Source organism: Burkholderia sp. MSMB1459WGS (assembly GCF_001534535.1).
Taxonomy (GTDB): domain Bacteria; phylum Pseudomonadota; class Gammaproteobacteria; order Burkholderiales; family Burkholderiaceae; genus Burkholderia.
Genome location: NZ_LPMU01000057.1, coordinates 1 through 17,231 on the forward strand (window position 1 = coordinate 1; position 17,231 = coordinate 17,231).

Here is a 17,231-nt window from a genome sequence, read left to right on the forward strand (position 1 = left end):
GTGTTCACGACGGTGCAGGATGTCGCGCAGACGGTGCTGTTCCTGTCGGCATTCCCGAGCGCTGCGCTCACGGGCCAATCGGTGGTCGTCAGCCACGGTTGGTTCATGCAGTAACGCGAGGGCGGGCGGTGTAGCGCCCACCGTGCTGAACAGCACAAAAAAACGCGCTCCACGGAGCGCGTTTTTCATGTCGGCAAGGCGGGGCCGGTGACGGCTGCCGCCCGGCGCCGCCTTACTTCAGGACCGCTGCGATCGCATTGGCGACCGCGTCGAGGTTGCGCGTGTTCAGCGCGGCGACGCAGATCCGGCCCGTGCTGACCGCATAGATGCCGAACTCGTCGCGCAGGCGATCGACTTGTGCCGAGGTCAGGCCCGAATACGAAAACATCCCGCGCTGCGCGTTGATGAAGCTGAAATCGCGATCGACGCCGCTCGCCTTCAAGCGCTCGACGAGACCGTTGCGCATCGCGCGGATGCGGTCGCGCATTTCGCCGAGTTCCTGCACCCACGCCGCGTGCAGTTCCGGCGATGCGAGCACCGCTGCGACCACCGCGCCGCCGTGGGTCGGCGGGTTCGAGTAGTTCGTGCGGATCACGCGCTTCAGTTGCGACAGCACGCGCGTGGCTTCTTCCTTGCTCGACGTGATGATCGACAGCGCGCCGACGCGCTCGCCGTACAGCGAGAACGACTTCGAGAACGACGACGACACGAACGCGTTGAGGTCGGCCGCGGCAAACAGGCGCACGGCAGCGGCATCGGCTTCGATGTTCTCGCCGAAACCCTGGTAGGCCATGTCGAGGAACGGCACGAGGTTGCGCGCCTTCACGACGTCGACGACCTGTTGCCACTGCGCGTCGGTCAGGTCCACGCCGGTCGGGTTGTGGCAGCACGCATGCAGCACGACGACCGTGCCGGCCGCGTAGCTGTTCAGCGCCGACAGCATGCCTTCGAAGTTCACGCCGTTGGTGGCCGCGTCGTAATACGGGTACGCGACGACTTCGAAGCCGGCCGCTTCGAACAGCGCGCGGTGGTTTTCCCAGCTCGGATCGCTGATCGCGACCTTCACGTTCGGATTCACGGTGCGCAGGAAATCGGCGCCGATCTTCAGCGCACCCGTGCCGCCCAGTGCCTGCGCCGTGACCACGCGGCCCGCCGCGATCAGCGGCGAGTCGTTGCCGAGCAGCAGCTTCTGCACGGCCGCATCGTAGGCGGCGATCCCGTCGATCGGCAGGTAGCCGCGCGGCAGGCCGGCCTCGACACGCGCCTTCTCCGCGTCGCGAACCGCGCGCAGCAGCGGAATCTTGCCGTCTTCGTTCGTGTACACGCCGACGCCGAGGTTGACCTTGGTCGGACGCGTATCGGCGTTGAAGGCTTCGTTCAGGCCCAGGATCGGGTCGCGGGGAGCAAGCTGGACAGCGGAGAAGAGCGACATGATGATTCGGCAGTAGTGAAAAGAGGGTCAGGCTTTCAGCCGGCGGGCGGGCGCAGTGCAGCGCGCCAACGGCGCGACGCCGGAAAGCGCAGCAGCCTGACATTGTAGCGAATTCGCGCTGGCGGGGGCGGCGATTCCATCGCGATCGGGGCGGCGAATCGTGAATTCGGGCGGCCGTCGCGCGTCAGGAGCCGACAGCAGTTCGCGCGGCCGCGAAGCGCTAGAATGCTTTCTTTGCCCTTGCTCCGGCCGCATTCCATGTCCGAACATCATGCCGAAGTCGGCGACGCGCTCGACGAATCCAAATTCGTCACTTTCGAAGGGTCGCCGTTCCAGCTTTACCAGCCATACCCGCCCGCGGGCGACCAGCCGACCGCGATCGACACGCTCGTCGAAGGCGTCGGCGACGGCCTTGCCTTCCAGACGCTGCTCGGCGTGACAGGTTCGGGCAAGACCTTCACGATGGCCAACACGATCGCGCGGCTCGGCCGCCCGGCGATCGTGTTCGCGCCGAACAAGACGCTCGCGGCCCAGCTTTACGCGGAGTTCCGCGAGTTCTTCCCGCGCAACGCGGTCGAGTATTTCGTCTCGTACTACGACTACTACCAGCCTGAGGCCTACGTGCCGCAGCGCGACCTGTTCATCGAGAAGGACTCGTCGATCAACGAGCACATCGAGCAGATGCGGCTGTCGGCGACGAAGAGCCTGATGGAGCGTCGCGACGTGGTGATCGTCGCGACGGTGTCGGCGATCTACGGTATCGGCAATCCGTCCGAATACCACCAGATGATCCTGACGCTGCGCACCGGCGACAAGCTCGGCCAGCGCGACGTGATCGCGCGGCTGATCGCGATGCAATACACGCGCAACGAGCAGGATTTCCAGCGCGGCACGTTCCGCGTGCGCGGCGACACGATCGACATCTTCCCGGCCGAACACGCGGAAATGGCCGTGCGCGTCGAGCTGTTCGACGACGAGGTCGAGACGCTGCACCTGTTCGACCCGCTGACCGGGCGCGTGCGGCAGAAGATTCCGCGTTTCACCGTGTATCCGTCGTCGCATTACGTGACGCCGCGCGACACCGTGATGCGCGCGGTCGAGACGATCAAGGACGAATTGCGCGAACGGCTCGAGTTCTTCCATCGCGAGGGCAAGCTCGTCGAGGCGCAGCGCCTCGAGCAGCGCACGCGCTTCGATCTCGAGATGCTGCAGGAACTCGGCTTCTGCAAGGGCATCGAGAACTATTCGCGGCATTTCTCGGGTGCGGCGCCCGGCGATCCGCCGCCGACGCTCGTCGACTACCTGCCGCCCGATGCGCTGATGCTGCTCGACGAATCGCACGTGCTGATCGGCCAGCTGAACGGCATGTACAACGGCGACCGCGCGCGCAAGGAAAACCTCGTCAATTACGGCTTCCGCCTGCCGTCGGCGCTCGACAACCGGCCGCTGAAGTTCCACGAGTTCGAGCGCAAGATGCGTCAGGTCGTGTTCGTGTCGGCCACGCCGGCCGACTACGAGAAGCGCGTGACGGGGCAGATCGCCGAGCAGGTCGTGCGACCGACGGGCCTCGTCGATCCGGAAATCGAGGTGCGTCCGGCGAGCTCGCAGGTCGACGACGTGCTGACCGAAATCAACGCACGCGTGCAGGCCGGCGAGCGCGTGTTGATCACCGTGCTGACGAAGCGCATGGCCGAACAGCTGACCGAGTTCCTGGCCGACCATGGCGTCAAGGTGCGTTATCTGCACAGCGACATCGATACGGTCGAGCGCGTCGAGATCATCCGCGACCTGCGGCTCGGCACGTTCGACGTGCTGGTCGGGATCAACCTGCTGCGCGAGGGCCTCGACATTCCCGAAGTGTCGCTCGTCGCGATCCTCGACGCGGACAAGGAAGGCTTCCTGCGCGCCGAGCGCTCGCTGATCCAGACGATCGGACGTGCCGCGCGGAACGTGAACGGCAAGGCGATTCTCTACGCGGACAACATGACCGAGTCGATGAAGCGCGCGATCGACGAAACCGAGCGGCGCCGCGCGAAGCAGATCGCCTACAACGAAAAGATGGGCATCACGCCGCGCGGCGTCGTGAAGCGCATCAAGGACATCATCGACGGCGTCTACAACGCCGACGACGCGCGTGCGGAGTTGAAGGAGGCGCAGCAGCGCGCGAAATTCGAGGACATGTCGGAAAAGCAACTCGCGAAGGAAATCAAGCGTCTCGAGAAGCAGATGGCCGACTACGCGAAGAACCTCGAATTCGAGAAGGCCGCCGCGACCCGCGACCAGCTTGCCGTGCTGCGCGAACGCGTGTTCGGCGCGAACGTCGGCGATCACATCAGCGGCGGGCGGTAAATCTTTCCAAGCGTCACCGAATCCTTTTGGTAAAGCGCCTGTAAGCCTTGTCGGATCAGGGGTTTACGGCCCTCTCCGTTTGTTCGGAAACGGGTTCGGTGCTAAACTCCTCATGTATTGAGAATAGTTCGCATTAACGTTCTTCGTCGCGTTAGTGTTTCCAGCGGGCGCCCGGCGGCGGCTCGCATGTCGTCAAGATAGTCAGACAAATAACAAGGAGTGTCCATGTTGGGTTCTTCGTTCATCCGCACGACGGTTGCGGTAGCGGCGGCGCTGGCCGCGATGTCGGCCTCGGCGGCCGAGTATCCGATCGGCAAGCAGCAGATCCAGGGCGGCATGGAAATCGGGGCGGTGTATCTGCAGCCGATCACGATGGACCCGGAAGGCATGATGCGCAAGGCGTCGGATTCCGACATCCACCTCGAGGCCGACATCCATGCGGTCAAGAACAACCCGACCGGTTTCGCGGAAGGCGACTGGATGCCGTACCTGCAGGTCACGTACAAGCTGACGAAGCAGGGCGACACGAAGTGGAAGGCCGAGGGCGACCTGATGGGCATGGTCGCGAGCGACGGCCCGCACTATGGCGACAACGTGAAGCTCGCCGGCCCGGGCAAGTATCACCTGACGTTGGTCGTCAAGCCGCCGATGCAGTCGGGTCACATGGCGTTCGGCCGCCACGTCGACAAGGAAACGGGCGTGGGCCCGTGGTTCAAGCCCATCACGCTCGAGTACGACTTCCCGTTCGCCGGTATCGGCAAGAAGGGCGGTTACTGATCGGTGGCATGACGAACGGCGCGCTTCGGCGCGCCGTCGGCGTAGAGAACCCAGAATGAAAATTCCCCAGAAAATCGTTGCCGCAGCCGCTGCGCTGTGGTTTGCCGGCGCGGCGCATGCGGCCGATCTGCCGACGTTCAAGCTCGAGATGACGGACGGCAAGCTGAATCCCGCGCGCATCGAAGTGCCGGCCGGCCAGCGCTTCAAGATCGAGATCAGGAACACCGGCAAGGGCGCCGCCGAATTCGAGAGCGTGCAGTTGCGCAAGGAGAAGGTGCTCGCGCCGGGCGCCGATTCGTTCGTGGTCGTCGCCCCGCTGTCGCCGGGCGAATACAAGTTTTTCGACGATTTTCACCAGCAGGCACAGGGCGTGATCGTCGCGAAGTAACGCGTTTTATCTGCGCGCGGGCGTCCAGTCCCTTGCCCCGCGCGTCAGGAGGTATCGATGGGTCAGATCTTGTTCATCGTCTGGCGGGAGAGCGTCGAAGCGCTGCTCGTCGTCGGCATTCTCTATGCATGGCTGAAAAACGGCGACGACGACGCGCGCCGCGGCCTGCCTTTCCTCTGGGCCGGCGTCGGCGCCGGCCTGCTGATGGCCGTCGGCCTCGGCGCCGCGCTGGTCGGGTTCACCGAGGTGTTGTCCGGCGACGCGCAGGACTATTTCCAGACGGCGATGGTGCTGATCGCGTGCGTGCTGATCGTGCAGATGGTGCTGTGGATGCGCCGGCACGGCCGCACGCTGAAGCGCGACATGGAGCAGTCGCTGCAGCAAAGCACGCGCGATTCGAACTGGTGGGGCGTCGCCGTGCTGGTCGCGCTTGCGATCGCGCGCGAAGGCAGCGAGACGGTGATCTTCCTGTACGGCCTCGGTTTCGGCCAGTCGGGCCACGTCGACGGCAGCCAGATGCTCGCGGTCGTGATCGGTCTCGGCCTCGCGTTCCTCACGTTCTATCTGCTGCAGCTCGGCGGCAAGTATTTCTCGTGGCGGCATTTCTTCCGCGTCACCGAGGTGATGCTGCTGTTTCTCGGCGCGGGCCTGTTCCAGACCGGCGTCGACAAGCTGATCGACAAGGAAATCCTGCCGCTCGGCATCTCGCAGGTGTGGGATACGTCCGCGATCCTCGATGATTCGGGCACGTTCGGTTCGCTCGTCGCGACGCTGACCGGCTATCGCGCGCACCCGGCGCTGACCAACCTGGTGGCGTATGCGGTGTACTGGGCGGTCGTCTGGCTGCTGATGAAGCGCGCGAGCCGCCGTCCGGCCGTTGCAGCGGGTCGCGCGGCATGAGCGTTGTCGCCGCCGTCAAGCCGGGTTGGCTCGCGCAGGCCGGCCAGTGGATGCAGCGCCACGGTGCGCTGATCCGCGGTATCCAGTGGATCGTCGTCGCCGTCTACGCGTTCCTGATCATCGTGCCGGCGGTGTTGCCGCTGCCGGACGATTCCGCGCACCTGTGGAACAACCTCACGCTCATCGCGCAGTTCGCGTTCTGGGGCATCTGGTGGCCGTTCGTGCTGCTGTCGATGGTGATGCTCGGCCGCGTCTGGTGCGGTGTGCTGTGCCCTGAGGGCGCGCTCACCGAATACGCGAGCAAGTTCGGCCGCGGCGGCCCGATTCCGCGCTGGATCCGGTGGGGCGGCTGGCCGTTCGTCGCGTTCGGCATCACGACGATCTACGGGCAGATGGTGAGCGTGTACCAGTACCCGCTCGCGGTGCTGTTCGTGCTCGGCGGCTCGACCGTCGGCGCGATCGTGATCGGCGTGCTGTACGGCCGCGAGAAACGCGTGTGGTGCAAGTACCTGTGTCCGGTCAACGGCGTGTTCGGGCTGCTCGCACGGCTCGCGCCGATGCGCTACAAGGTCGACGAGGATGCATGGCGCCGTTCGTACAAGAACGGCGAGCACGGCCATCGCGTGATTCCGATCAACTGCGCGCCGCTCGTGCCGTTGCGCAACATGAAGGGTGCGGCGGCCTGCCATATGTGCGGCCGCTGCAGCGGGCACCGCGACGCGATTTCGCTGTCGCTGCGTTCGCCGTCCGACGAAGTCGTGAACCTCGGTGCGGAACAGGCCAACCCGTGGGACACCGCGCTGATCCTGTACGGCCTGCTCGGCGTGGCGATCGGCGCGTTCCACTGGACCGTCAGCCCCTGGTTCGTGCAGATCAAGCAATGGCTCGCGGGCTGGCTGATCGACCGCGACATCACGTGGCCGCTCGAGACCAATGCGCCGTGGTTCCTGCTCACGCACTACCCGGACCGCAACGACGTGTTCTCCTGGCTCGATGGCGGGCTGGTCGTCAGCTACATCGTCGGCACGGGCCTCGTGTACGGCACGGCGCTGCTGGTGTTGCTGGCCGGCGCCACGCTGATGCTCGGCCGCTTCGATCGCGTGCGCCTGCATCATCTCGCACAGGCGCTGATTCCGATCGCGGGTGCGGGCGTGTTCCTCGGGCTGTCGGCCACGACGCTGTCGTTGCTGCGCGCCGAGCATGTGCCGCTCGGCTGGGCATCCGATGTGCGTATCGCGATTCTGGTCGGCGCCAATGTGTGGAGTGCGTGGCTCGCGTGGAAGGTAGCGGGGCGCTATGCGGCATGGCCGCGCCGGCTCGCGGCATTCGCGTGGTTCGCCGTCGGGCTGGCCGTCGTCGACAGCGCATGGTGGTTGATGTTCTGGGGGTTCTGAAGCGGCGAGCATGCCGCTCCTCGCCGTCGCCGCACCGGCGGCAGCAACGCGCACCCGGGCAACGTGCTTCGCGCATTGGCAGCTCAAACTAAAAAGCGACACGTTCTTCGACGTGTCGCTTTTTTCTTCCTTGTGTGAGAACCAAAAAAAAGTGGCTTGGCTTGCTGCAACGGCTGCTTGAGTGTGTTTGCACGAAGGGGTCTAGATCTCGCGTGCAAGCCGTTACGCTGGCTACTGCCCAACACCTCTCAGGGAGGTGGTCCCCACAATACTCGGTCGTTACTTCGTCAGGATCAGTTTGCCGAGCCGCGTGGCGCGCAACTGATAAGTCTCTCCGTTATGCGCGATGCTGACATGGCTTTGGCCTTGCAGCAGCGCATCGCTGTTGACGACCCGCGTGCCTGCATCGCGGTTGCCGTCGGGTTTCGCCGGCGTGGTGACCGCTGCCGTCTTCTGACGGCTGCTGGCTGCGGTGCCGGTGGTGCGGCGCAGGGTCAGCGTGGTCGGGCGCATGGTGTCGGTCATTCGGTTTGAGCGGTGACTGTCGATACGATGGAATGAATTCTAAATGATAACCATTCCCATTTACAAAAACTCTTTGTCAATCGAAATATCAGCGCTGATAGCTTGAATCAAAAAAGGCGGCCCGCAGGCCGCCACGGGGATTCAGTGCAGCGGATCGGGATCCTTGCGACCCTGCGCGTATTCACGGATCAGGCGAACGGTATCGATATCCGACGTGCGGTACGCCTCCTTGACGATCCCGTGCGTCTGTCGCGCTTCTTCGCTGTCGTCCGTGACCGTCAGCGTCGTGCGGTACTCGAAACGCAGGAACAGCTCGTTGTCGTCGCGCTCCTCGATCGTCATCGTCAATGAGCCGCCGATCTCGCCGTCGGCCGCGCGGATGTCGTAGCGGACCTGCTGGTTCGGCGTGAACGTCACGTGGTCGCGCACGGTCGCGTGGCCGTAATGCAGTTCGCGTTCGAGCGTCGTGTCCGTCCGTTCGTGGATGACGCAGCTGTCGAGACCGATCACGAACAGCTGCGGCTGTTCCGCACGCAGCACGAGGCCTTCCCAGAGCTGGTCGCGGGTGAGGGCCGGCACGGCCGGATCGTCGGAGTTGATCTGGATCAGATGTTCGAAGTTCAAGGGCAGGGGTTCCTTCTGGTGGCGGGGTCGCCACATGCATGATTCAAGCACTTATTGTGACGCAAAACCACTGGCTTCGCGGCACCCTGCGCCCCAACTGGTTCACGCGTCGATGCGGCCCATGCGGCCGGTCTGGTAGTCGACGACGGCCTGCCGGATTTCTTCCTCGGTATTCATCACGAACGGGCCGTAACGGACGATCGGCTCGTTGAGCGGCACGCCGCCGATCAGCAGCAGATCGAGCGACGTGTCGCCGGCAGCGAACGTAACGGTGTCGCCGTCGTCGCCGTAGACGATCATGTGCCGTGCGTCGACAGCCTGCCTGTCGGGCCCGTAGAGGCCCGTTCCGTCGATCGGATAGGCAAACACGCGGTAACCGGCCGGCACGGGCTGCGTGACCGTTGCGCCGGGCTCCAGCGTGAAGTGCTGATAGAGGATCGGCGTGCGGGTCTCGATCGCGGCCTGTACGCCGAATGCTTCGCCGGCGATGACGCGCACGCGCGCGCGGCCGTCCGGCGACGTCGCGGTCGGAATGCGGGCAGCCGGGATCTCCTGGTAACGCGGCGCGATCATTTTGTCGCGGCGCGGCAGGTTGACCCACAGCTGGAAGCCGTGGGAGCGCCCGCCTGCCTGAGCGAACGCCGGGTCCGGCATCTCGCTGTGCACGACGCCGGCGCCGGCCGTCATCCACTGCACGTCGCCGGGGCCGAGTGTGCCGGCATGGCCGGACGAGTCGCGATGACGGAAGCGCCCGTCGAGCGCGTAGGTCACGGTTTCGAAGCCGCGATGCGGATGGTCGGGCGCGCCCACGGCTTCGCCGGGGGCGTAGTCGACGGGGCCCATTTCATCGAGCAGCAGGAACGGATCGAAATCCATCAGCAGCCGCGTGGGGAACGGGCGGTGAACCACGAAACCGCCGCCTTCAGTGGTGCGAAGCGCGGGGTAGGTGCGATCAAGCGAGCGAGCGGTGGTCATGGGAAGCCCTCGACATCATCGGAATAGCGTTATTTTTGAAACATGGCGCTATTATATTGGGCGTTTTACCGCGCGATTCGCGGCGGTTCGCAATGGATTGTTCTGGAATTGGAACGATGAGATGAATATCGATGCACATAACCTGAACGACCTGATGTACTTCTCGCAGGTCGTCGAACATGGCGGCTTCTCGGCCGCCGAGCGCGTGCTGGGCATCTCGAAATCGCGTCTGTCGCGGCGCCTGACCGAGCTCGAAGCGGCGCTCGGCGTGCGCCTGCTGCAGCGTTCGACGCGCAAGCTCGCACTGACCGAGGCGGGGGAACTGTTCTACCAGCATTGCCAGGCGATGCTCGCCGAAGCGAAGGCCGCGATGAACGCGGTGCAGCAGTTGCGTGCGTCGCCGCGCGGCTCGGTGCGTGTCAGCGTGCCGGTGACGCTGTCGCAGACGATGCTGTCGCGCATCCTGCCCGAATTCCTGCGCCGCTATCCTGAGGTGAAGGTGCATGTGCGCGTGACGAATCGCGTGATCGATCTGTTCGAGGATTCGATCGACGTCGCGTTGCGTGTGCGCTCGGAGCCGCCGCAGAACGCCAACATCGTCGTGCGGCCGCTGTGGCGCACCGAGCAGATGCTGGTCGGCGCGCCGAGCCTGCTGAGCCAGAATGCGCCGCCGCTGGCGCCGGACGACCTGGCCGGCTTCGAGACGCTCGATACGCCGAGCGTCGACGGCCGGCACGTATTCAACCTGATCGCGCCGGACGGAACGCGTCACGTGCACGAGCATGATCCTCGGCTGGTGACGGCCGACCTGATGACGATCCGCGAGGCCGTGCTCGATGGCCTCGGCATCGCGGCGCTGCCGGAGATGATGTACGGCAACGCGCTGCGCGCGGGGCAACTGTCGCCCGTGATGCCCGGCTGGACGCTGCCGGTGCCGCAACTGTATGCGGTGTTCGTATCGCGGCAGGGGATGCCGCCCGCGGTACGAGCGTTCGTCGATTACCTGGTCGAGAAGCTCGACCATGGCGCGTACAAGGAGCCGGGTTGCCCCGAGCGCGCGAAGAAGGAAGCGGCGGCCGATGTTTCGGCGACCTGAACACGGCGCCCACGGCGACGCAAATTTGTTTTGTCATTGAAGCGTCGCCTGCAATCGCAAGTTTCAATCGCCGGAACCTTGAATGCGCGGACGGGCGGGCCTATATTGAAATCCCATTTCGTGAAGGAAGTTCTGAGCGAAATCAGGTGGCCGCATATATTGTGAGCCAGATAGGGCAGAACGCGCAGTCCGTGCAGACCACGGCAGAGTCGCATTTGCGTTGCTCGAGGCGCAACCGATACCGCCAAAGAGCCCGCCGCCCGAAGGCGCCCGCGTGCGCATGAAAAAAGGCCTTCATCTGGCGATGAAGGCCTTTTACTTTGGGGACGCCCGGTTGGGGACGCCCGGTTGGGGACGCCCGGTTGGGGACGCCCGGTTGGGGACGCCCGGTTGGGGACGCCCGGTTAGGGACGCCCGGTTAGGGACGCCCGGTCAGGGGTGGCCGGCTAGGTGCGCCGATACTACCCGCGACGGCGGGGCGCGCGCACGTTACTTCGCTTTCGCGCCGGGCTCCGTCACGAAGCCGAGCTTCGTCAAGCCGCCTGCCTGCGCATCCGACATCACTTCCGCGACGTGCTCGTACGCCACCTTGCGGTCCGCGCGCAGATGCAATTCCGGCTGCGGCGTGCGTTTCGCGGCTTCCGCGATGCGTGCCTGCAGTTGTTCGCGCGTGACCGTGTGGTCGTCCCACAGGATCGTGCCGTCGCCCTGGATCGCGACGTCGACGGTCTGCGGCTTTTCGTCGACGGGCTGGCTGCTGGCGTGCGGCAGGTCGATCTTCACCGCATGCTGCATCGCCGGGATCGTCACGAGAAAAATGATCAGGAGTACGAGCATGACGTCGACGAGCGGCGTCATGTTGATCTCGCTCATCACGGCATCGTCGTCATCGTCGCTGAAACCGGTGTTCATGGCCATGGATCACCTCGTCTCAGCTGGCGGCGCGCGATGCGAGACGCAGGCCGTCGCGCGTCGACGACGACGCGAGGCTCGCGCCCGTCACGAAGTACGCGTGCAGGCCGTGCGCGAAGCGGCGCAGCTTGCTGACGACACCCTTGTTCGCGCGGGTCAGTGCGTTGTAGCCGAGCACGGCGGGAATCGCGACGAACAGGCCGAAGGCCGTCATGATCAGCGATTCGCCGACCGGGCCCGCGACCTGGTCGATCGACGTCTGGCCGGTGGCGCCGATCGCGAGCAGCGCGTGGTAGATCCCCCAGACCGTGCCGAACAGGCCGACGAACGGCGCCGTGCTGCCGACCGATGCGAGGATCGCGAGGCCGCTCTGCATGCGCGAAATACCTTCGTCCATCGTGTCCTTCAGGCAGCGCGTGACCCAGTCCGATACGTCCATGCGATCGTGCAGGTGCGGTTGGGTCTGATGGTGGTGGTCGGCGGCTTCCTTGCCCGACAGCGCGAGCGCGAGGAACGGGTTGTCGTTCGGCGTCGAGGCGGCGAGGCCGAGCTTCTTGATGCCATCGTCGAAATTGTCGGAATGCCAGAATGCCTGTTCGGCGTTCTTCGTGAGGCGGTTCAGGCGGATCACGTTCCAGCCTTTGACGACGATCACGATCCACGACAGGACCGACATCACGAGCAGCGTGATCGCAATCGCGCGTGTGACGAAATCACCTTGCGCCCAGACGTGCGCGATACCGTAGCTTTGCATTTTTGTTTCCTTTGAATCTTCCGGATGAGGCAGGTTAGTCGGTGAGCCCGAAGCTGTAGGGCTGTGTGCGGGCGGCGCGGATCGCCTGGCCGTTCTCGATATATGGACGGCAGGTGGTCGAGCGCATCGCGTCGAGTGCGGCATCGTCGAGGCGCGGATAGCCGCTGCTCTTCTGTAACACGATGCTGTCGCTTTCGATCTTGCCGGTCACGCCAACGACGAAGTGAACATAGGCGGTGCCCGATTCGCCGCGGCGGCGCGACATCGACGGATAGTCGGGCTTCACGAAGTTGCATTGGAGCGTCGGCACGTTCTTCGGCGCGCTGACCTGCATCGTTTCGCGCGCCGGGCCCGGCGTGGCGGCCGGTGCCGCGGGAGCGGGGGCGGCGGGAGCAGGTGTCGGATCGGCGGCGGGAGCGGGCGTGGGCGACGGGGCCGGCGACGGCGCAACCAGTTGCGGGGTCGGCTTCGCCGCTTTCTGCATCGGTTTCGGCTCGACCTTCGGCTTCACGCGCGGCACTGGCTTCGGCGGCGCGGGCTGCGGGATCGACTCGGCCGCGACCTGTTGCGCGATCGGCGCAGGCGCGATGAGCTGCGCGGTGATCGACTGCACCTCGACCGATTTCGGCGGCGGCGGGTTGCGATGGAGCCACGCGGCCGTGAGCATGATCGCGTGTGCGGCAAGCACACCGACCGCGACGACGATCACTCGGGGATTCATACGTGGTGCAGCCGGCATGGCGCCGGCAGGAGCGAGATGCGAAGCCTGCATGTTAGCTTGAAAGAACGACGTCGCACCCGGGGCGCGGCAGGTGAATCGGCATCACTTGCGGAAGATCAGCAGCGAGATGCAAACGGTGGTTACGAATCCGATCAGCAATTCCATCACAGGCTCCTTGGCAGGTAAGCCGTTGGCTCGCGCAGACGGTGGCTTGCTGACGGTCAAAACAAAAAATGCGGCCTGGCCGCATGCGCACGCTCAGCGTCGCTCAGGCCGCCTTGCGGTCGTAGAACGTGACCGGGATCGGATGCGCATGATGCTCGACACCGCACCGGCTCGCGCAGACGCCTTGCTCGGCCATGAGGTCGCGTACGGACTCCTCGCACTTGCCGCAGCACGTGGCCACGCCGAGCTCGAATTGGAGTTCGTCGAAAGAGCTCACTCCCTCGGCGAGGGATGCGCGAATCTTGCGATCGGAAACAGACTTGCACACGCAGACGATCATGATGAGTTGCGATAGCTAACGTTAATGCGAATTATTATCATTAATTTTGCAGGCGTTGACAAGCCTGGGTCGGCTTTTTTTAAAGCCATCGGACCCTTGAAGCGGCGGGCGTGGCGAAGCAGGGAGAGCGGACGTGCCGGCCCGCGTCAGGCGGTCGCGCAGGCGCGCGCGTTCGGCGAGGAAATGGTGACGGATTCGACCGGCGCATCGAGGCCGAGCAGCGTCGACGCGAGCGCGCGCAGTTGCAGGCCGTCACTCGTCGAACAGAAGCGCGGGGGCGCGGCGTGCGTGCCGGCCGGCGCGCGCAGCCCGCGTTCGTCGAGCACCCGCGCGAGCTGGCGGGCGATGGCATCGCTCGTGTCGACGATCGTCAGGCGCTCGCCCACAAGGTTACGAATCGTTTCCGTGAAGAACGGATAGTGCGTGCAGCCGAGTACCAGCGTATCGGCGCCGTCGTCGAGCATCGGCTGTAGGTAACGCTCGAGCAGCGCGCGCAACGCGGGGGAGTTCGTGTCGCCGCGTTCGATCGCTTCGACGAGCCCGTGGCCGGGTTGGCAGATGAAGCGACGGCCCGCGCCGTAGCGGTCGAGCAGCGCCTGGAAGCGCGGGCTGTTCAACGTGGATTGCGTGGCGAGCACGCCCGCGACGCCGGTCGCGGACAGCGCGGCGGCCGGCTTGATGCCCGGCTCGACGCCGACGAGCGGGATCGACAGGCGTTCGCGGATGGTCGCGATCGCCCGTGCCGTTGCCGTGTTGCACGCGATGACGAGCGCTTTCGCGCCTTCGTGGGCGAGCCACTCGCCGATCGCCAGCGTGCGTTCCGTGATGAATGCCTCGTCGCGCGGGCCATACGGCGCGTGGTGCGAGTCGGCGACGTAGACGAACGATTCGTCGGGCAAATGCGCGCGCGCGGCGCGCAGCACCGAGAGGCCGCCGAGCCCCGAGTCGAAGATGCCGACAGGGGCGGCGGCGCGCGGCGCGGTAGCGGCGGACGGGTTCGTCATCGTCGGGCGGGCGGCGGGCTGGCGGGTGGCGCGATTACTCGGCCGAACCCATCATCGTTTGCTGATAGTTCTGCAGGCCGACCTTGCCGATCAGGTCGATCTGCGTTTCGAGCCAGTCGATGTGCTCTTCGGTGTCGTCGAGAATCTTCTCGAAGATCTCGCGCGACACGTAGTCGCGCACCGATTCGCAGTAGGCGATCGCTTCCTTGCAGGTGGACTGCGAGATCTGCTCGAGCTTCAGGTCGCACTTCAGGATCTCTTCGGTTTCCTCGCCGACGAGCAGCTTGTGCAGGTCCTGCAGGTTCGGCAGGCCGTCGAGCATGAACACGCGCTCGATCAGCCAGTCGGCGTGTTTCATTTCGCCGATCGACTCGTCGTATTCGTGCTTGCCGAGTTTGTCGAGCCCCCAGTGCTTGTACATGCGCGCATGCAGGAAGTACTGGTTGATCGCCGTGAGTTCATTCTTCAGTTGGGCGTTCAGATATTCGATGACTTTCTTGTCGCCTTGCATGGCTGTTCCTTGTTCAGTGGGGCTTCAGAAACCGAACGATAATCGCTCGAACGAGAAAAGCCAAGCCTCGAAGCCTTGTCGGGCCTGCCTTTTGCGTGTAATGAGAATCAGCCTCGAACAACCGGCCGCACACAATAATGAGAATGAGAAGTAAAAAGGCCGGACTTCCGTCCGGCCTTTCGTTCGATCGCGCTTAAGCGGTGGCGACCGGGATCTTGCCGATCTTCGCCTGCCATTCCTTCGGACCCGTCTGGTGCACCGACGTGCCCGACGAATCGACGGCGACCGTCACCGGCATGTCCTGCACGTCGAACTCGTAGATCGCTTCCATGCCGAGGTCTTCGAACGCGAGCACCTTCGCGCCGCGGATCGCCTTCGACACGAGGTAGGCCGCGCCGCCGACCGCCATCAGATAGGCCGCCTTGTGCTTCTTGATCGCGTCGATCGCGACCGGGCCGCGCTCGGCCTTGCCGACCATCGAGATCAGACCCGTCTGAGCGAGCATCGTCTCGGTGAACTTGTCCATGCGCGTGGCCGTCGTCGGGCCGGCCGGGCCGACCACTTCGTCGCGCACCGGATCGACCGGGCCGACGTAGTAGATCACGCGGTTCGTGAAGTCGACCGGCAGCTTCTCGCCCTTCGCGAGCATGTCGGCGATGCGCTTGTGCGCGGCGTCGCGGCCGGTGAGCATCTTGCCCGACAGCAGCAGCGTCTGGCCCGGCGTCCAGCTCGCGACTTCTTCCGGCGTCAGCGTGTTCAGGTCGACGCGCTTGCTGGTTTCGGTGTTCGGTTCCCACTGCACCTTCGGCCAGGCGTCGAGCGACGGCGCTTCGAGCTTGGCCGGGCCCGACCCGTCGAGCACGAAGTGCGCGTGGCGCGTGGCCGCGCAATTCGGAATCAGCGCGACCGGCTTCGAGGCCGCGTGCGTCGGCGCCGCCATGATCTTCACGTCGAGCACGGTCGCGAGGCCGCCGAGGCCCTGCGCGCCGATGCCGAGCGCGTTGACCTTCTCGTGCAGCTCGACGCGCAGCTCCTCCACCCAGTCCTTCGGGCCGCGCGCGATGATTTCCTGGATGTCGATCGGCTCCATCAGCGATTCCTTCGCCATCAGCATCGCCTTCTCGGCGGTGCCGCCGATGCCGATCCCGAGCATGCCGGGCGGGCACCAGCCGGCGCCCATCGTCGGAACCGTCTTCAGCACCCAGTCGACGATCGAGTCGGACGGGTTCAGCATCACGAACTTCGACTTGTTCTCCGAGCCGCCGCCCTTCGCCGCGACCTGCACGTCGACCTTGTCGCCCGGCACGATCTCGTAGTGGATCACGGCCGGCGTGTTGTCCTTCGTGTTCTTGCGGGCGCCTTCCGGCGGATTGACGATCGACGCGCGCAGCACGTTGTCCGGGTGCGTGTAACCGCGGCGCACGCCTTCGTTGATCATGTCGGTGAGGCCCATCGTCGCGCCGTCCCAGCGCACGTCCATGCCGACCTTCACGAAGATCGTCACGATGCCGGTGTCCTGGCAGATCGGACGCTTGCCTTCCGCGCACATGCGGCTGTTCGTGAGGATCTGCGCGATCGCGTCCTTCGCCGCCGGGCTCTCTTCCAACTCGTACGCGCGGCCGAGGGCCTGGATGTAGTCGAGCGGGTGGTAGTAGCTGATGTACTGCAGCGAATCCGCGATGCTCTGGATCAGGTCTTCCTGTTTGATGACGGTCATGGCTGAGACTCTGTGGGGACAGTGGGGAAGGATTTGCCGACGGTTCAGGCCGCCGGTCGGGACGCCGCTGGCGCATGCGTCTCGTGGAAATGGGCCGGATGCGTGTGCGTCGTGAGGCGATCGACCCATGCCATCACGAGCGCCGACACGAGGAACGACACGTGGATGATCACCTGCCACATGATCGCGTGCGTCGTGTGCTGATCGGGGTTGATGAAGGTCTTCAGCAGGTGGATCGACGAAATGCTGATCAGCGCCATCGACAGCTTGACCTTCAGCACGCCCGCGTTCACGTGGTCGAGCCATTCGGGCTCGTCGGGATGGCCCTCGATGCCGAGCCGCGACACGAACGTTTCATACCCGCCGACGATCACCATGATCAGCAGGTTCGAGATCATCACGACGTCGATCAGGCCGAGCACCGCGAGCATCACGCTGATTTCGTCGAGGCCCGTCGCATGCGACAGCAGGTGCCAGACTTCCTTCAGGAACAGGAACACATAGACGGCCTGCGCGACGATCAGGCCGAGGTAAAGCGGAACCTGGAGCCAGCGGCTCATGAAAATCAGCGCGGGAAGCGGACGAAGCGGGCGACGGCCAGGACGGCCGGGCGAATGCGGGGCGGACATGTCGGGGTACGGGCGCGG

The 17,231-nt window shown here is 65.0% G+C and carries 19 protein-coding genes and 1 pseudogene; 8 read left to right on the top strand and 12 right to left on the bottom strand.

Features of this window, described 5'->3' with window-relative positions; all coding sequences use genetic code 11:
• Nucleotides 1-114 (top strand): annotated as a pseudogene (locus tag WT97_RS34225) (3-hydroxybutyrate dehydrogenase); the annotation flags it as partial.
• Between the two features lie 118 nt (nucleotides 115-232).
• Here WT97_RS34225 and WT97_RS21120 read toward each other — a convergent pair.
• Complete coding sequence (locus WT97_RS21120) at nucleotides 233-1,432, bottom strand: amino acid aminotransferase (RefSeq protein ID WP_060354337.1); 1,200 nt, start codon at nucleotides 1,430-1,432, stop codon at nucleotides 233-235.
• A gap of 258 nt (nucleotides 1,433-1,690) precedes the next feature.
• Between WT97_RS21120 and uvrB the strand changes: the two genes are divergently transcribed.
• From uvrB to WT97_RS34230, 6 genes are all read left to right on the top strand, one after another.
• On the top strand, nucleotides 1,691-3,781 hold the full coding sequence (gene uvrB, locus WT97_RS21125; RefSeq protein WP_059504041.1) for an excinuclease ABC subunit UvrB: 2,091 nt from the start codon (nucleotides 1,691-1,693) through the stop codon (nucleotides 3,779-3,781).
• 225 nt (nucleotides 3,782-4,006) lie between these two features.
• Nucleotides 4,007-4,558, top strand: a complete 552-nt coding sequence (locus WT97_RS21130) for an iron transporter (RefSeq protein ID WP_050018184.1) — start codon at nucleotides 4,007-4,009, stop codon at nucleotides 4,556-4,558.
• A 55-nt stretch (nucleotides 4,559-4,613) separates the two neighbouring features.
• Complete coding sequence (locus WT97_RS21135) at nucleotides 4,614-4,946, top strand: cupredoxin domain-containing protein (protein ID WP_060354338.1); 333 nt, start codon at nucleotides 4,614-4,616, stop codon at nucleotides 4,944-4,946.
• A gap of 57 nt (nucleotides 4,947-5,003) precedes the next feature.
• Nucleotides 5,004-5,846, top strand: a complete 843-nt coding sequence (locus tag WT97_RS21140) for an FTR1 family protein (protein ID WP_059504039.1) — start codon at nucleotides 5,004-5,006, stop codon at nucleotides 5,844-5,846.
• Nucleotides 5,843-7,240: a 4Fe-4S binding protein gene (locus tag WT97_RS21145; RefSeq protein ID WP_059504037.1), complete on the top strand. Its 1,398-nt coding sequence runs from the start codon at nucleotides 5,843-5,845 to the stop codon at nucleotides 7,238-7,240. The genes WT97_RS21140 and WT97_RS21145 overlap by 4 nt, the downstream gene beginning before the upstream one ends.
• Nucleotides 7,241-7,250: 10 nt before the next feature.
• Nucleotides 7,251-7,421 carry a hypothetical protein gene (locus tag WT97_RS34230; RefSeq protein WP_156440304.1) on the top strand — a complete coding sequence of 57 codons (171 nt, stop codon included), beginning with the start codon at nucleotides 7,251-7,253 and terminating at the stop codon, nucleotides 7,419-7,421.
• A gap of 98 nt (nucleotides 7,422-7,519) precedes the next feature.
• Here the strand turns inward: WT97_RS34230 and hemP are convergent, their stop codons facing one another.
• From hemP to WT97_RS21160, 3 genes are all read right to left on the bottom strand, one after another.
• Nucleotides 7,520-7,765 carry a hemin uptake protein HemP gene (gene hemP, locus WT97_RS21150; RefSeq protein ID WP_060354339.1) on the bottom strand — a complete coding sequence of 82 codons (246 nt, stop codon included), beginning with the start codon at nucleotides 7,763-7,765 and terminating at the stop codon, nucleotides 7,520-7,522.
• Nucleotides 7,766-7,906: 141 nt separating this feature from the next.
• Entirely contained in the window at nucleotides 7,907-8,389 is a 483-nt protein-coding gene (locus tag WT97_RS21155) for an SRPBCC family protein (protein ID WP_059504035.1), read from the bottom strand.
• A 102-nt stretch (nucleotides 8,390-8,491) separates the two neighbouring features.
• Nucleotides 8,492-9,364, bottom strand: a complete 873-nt coding sequence (locus tag WT97_RS21160) for a pirin family protein (RefSeq protein WP_059504033.1) — start codon at nucleotides 9,362-9,364, stop codon at nucleotides 8,492-8,494.
• Nucleotides 9,365-9,485: 121 nt separating this feature from the next.
• Between WT97_RS21160 and WT97_RS21165 the strand changes: the two genes are divergently transcribed.
• Entirely contained in the window at nucleotides 9,486-10,460 is a 975-nt protein-coding gene (locus tag WT97_RS21165) for a LysR family transcriptional regulator (RefSeq protein ID WP_059791404.1), read from the top strand.
• A 489-nt stretch (nucleotides 10,461-10,949) separates the two neighbouring features.
• Here the strand turns inward: WT97_RS21165 and WT97_RS21170 are convergent, their stop codons facing one another.
• From WT97_RS21170 to WT97_RS21205, 8 genes are all read right to left on the bottom strand, one after another.
• The gene (locus WT97_RS21170) at nucleotides 10,950-11,378 is read right to left on the bottom strand and encodes a biopolymer transporter ExbD (protein WP_006478310.1); all 429 of its coding nucleotides are present in this window, start codon (nucleotides 11,376-11,378) and stop codon (nucleotides 10,950-10,952) included.
• A gap of 13 nt (nucleotides 11,379-11,391) precedes the next feature.
• Nucleotides 11,392-12,126 carry a MotA/TolQ/ExbB proton channel family protein gene (locus WT97_RS21175; protein ID WP_027784946.1) on the bottom strand — a complete coding sequence of 245 codons (735 nt, stop codon included), beginning with the start codon at nucleotides 12,124-12,126 and terminating at the stop codon, nucleotides 11,392-11,394.
• Between the two features lie 34 nt (nucleotides 12,127-12,160).
• Complete coding sequence (locus tag WT97_RS21180) at nucleotides 12,161-12,898, bottom strand: energy transducer TonB (RefSeq protein ID WP_060354340.1); 738 nt, start codon at nucleotides 12,896-12,898, stop codon at nucleotides 12,161-12,163.
• Nucleotides 12,899-13,115: 217 nt separating this feature from the next.
• The gene (locus WT97_RS21185; RefSeq protein ID WP_011885486.1) at nucleotides 13,116-13,352 is read right to left on the bottom strand and encodes a bacterioferritin-associated ferredoxin; all 237 of its coding nucleotides are present in this window, start codon (nucleotides 13,350-13,352) and stop codon (nucleotides 13,116-13,118) included.
• A gap of 146 nt (nucleotides 13,353-13,498) precedes the next feature.
• On the bottom strand, nucleotides 13,499-14,356 hold the full coding sequence (murI, locus tag WT97_RS21190; RefSeq protein ID WP_060354341.1) for a glutamate racemase: 858 nt from the start codon (nucleotides 14,354-14,356) through the stop codon (nucleotides 13,499-13,501).
• Between the two features lie 34 nt (nucleotides 14,357-14,390).
• Complete coding sequence (gene bfr, locus WT97_RS21195; protein WP_006478315.1) at nucleotides 14,391-14,867, bottom strand: bacterioferritin; 477 nt, start codon at nucleotides 14,865-14,867, stop codon at nucleotides 14,391-14,393.
• 193 nt (nucleotides 14,868-15,060) lie between these two features.
• Complete coding sequence (locus tag WT97_RS21200) at nucleotides 15,061-16,584, bottom strand: fumarate hydratase (RefSeq protein ID WP_006478316.1); 1,524 nt, start codon at nucleotides 16,582-16,584, stop codon at nucleotides 15,061-15,063.
• Between the two features lie 44 nt (nucleotides 16,585-16,628).
• A complete protein-coding gene (locus WT97_RS21205) occupies nucleotides 16,629-17,213 on the bottom strand; it encodes a TIGR00645 family protein (protein ID WP_034207817.1) in 585 nt (194 codons plus the stop codon).
• Between the last annotated feature and the right edge of the window lie 18 nt (nucleotides 17,214-17,231).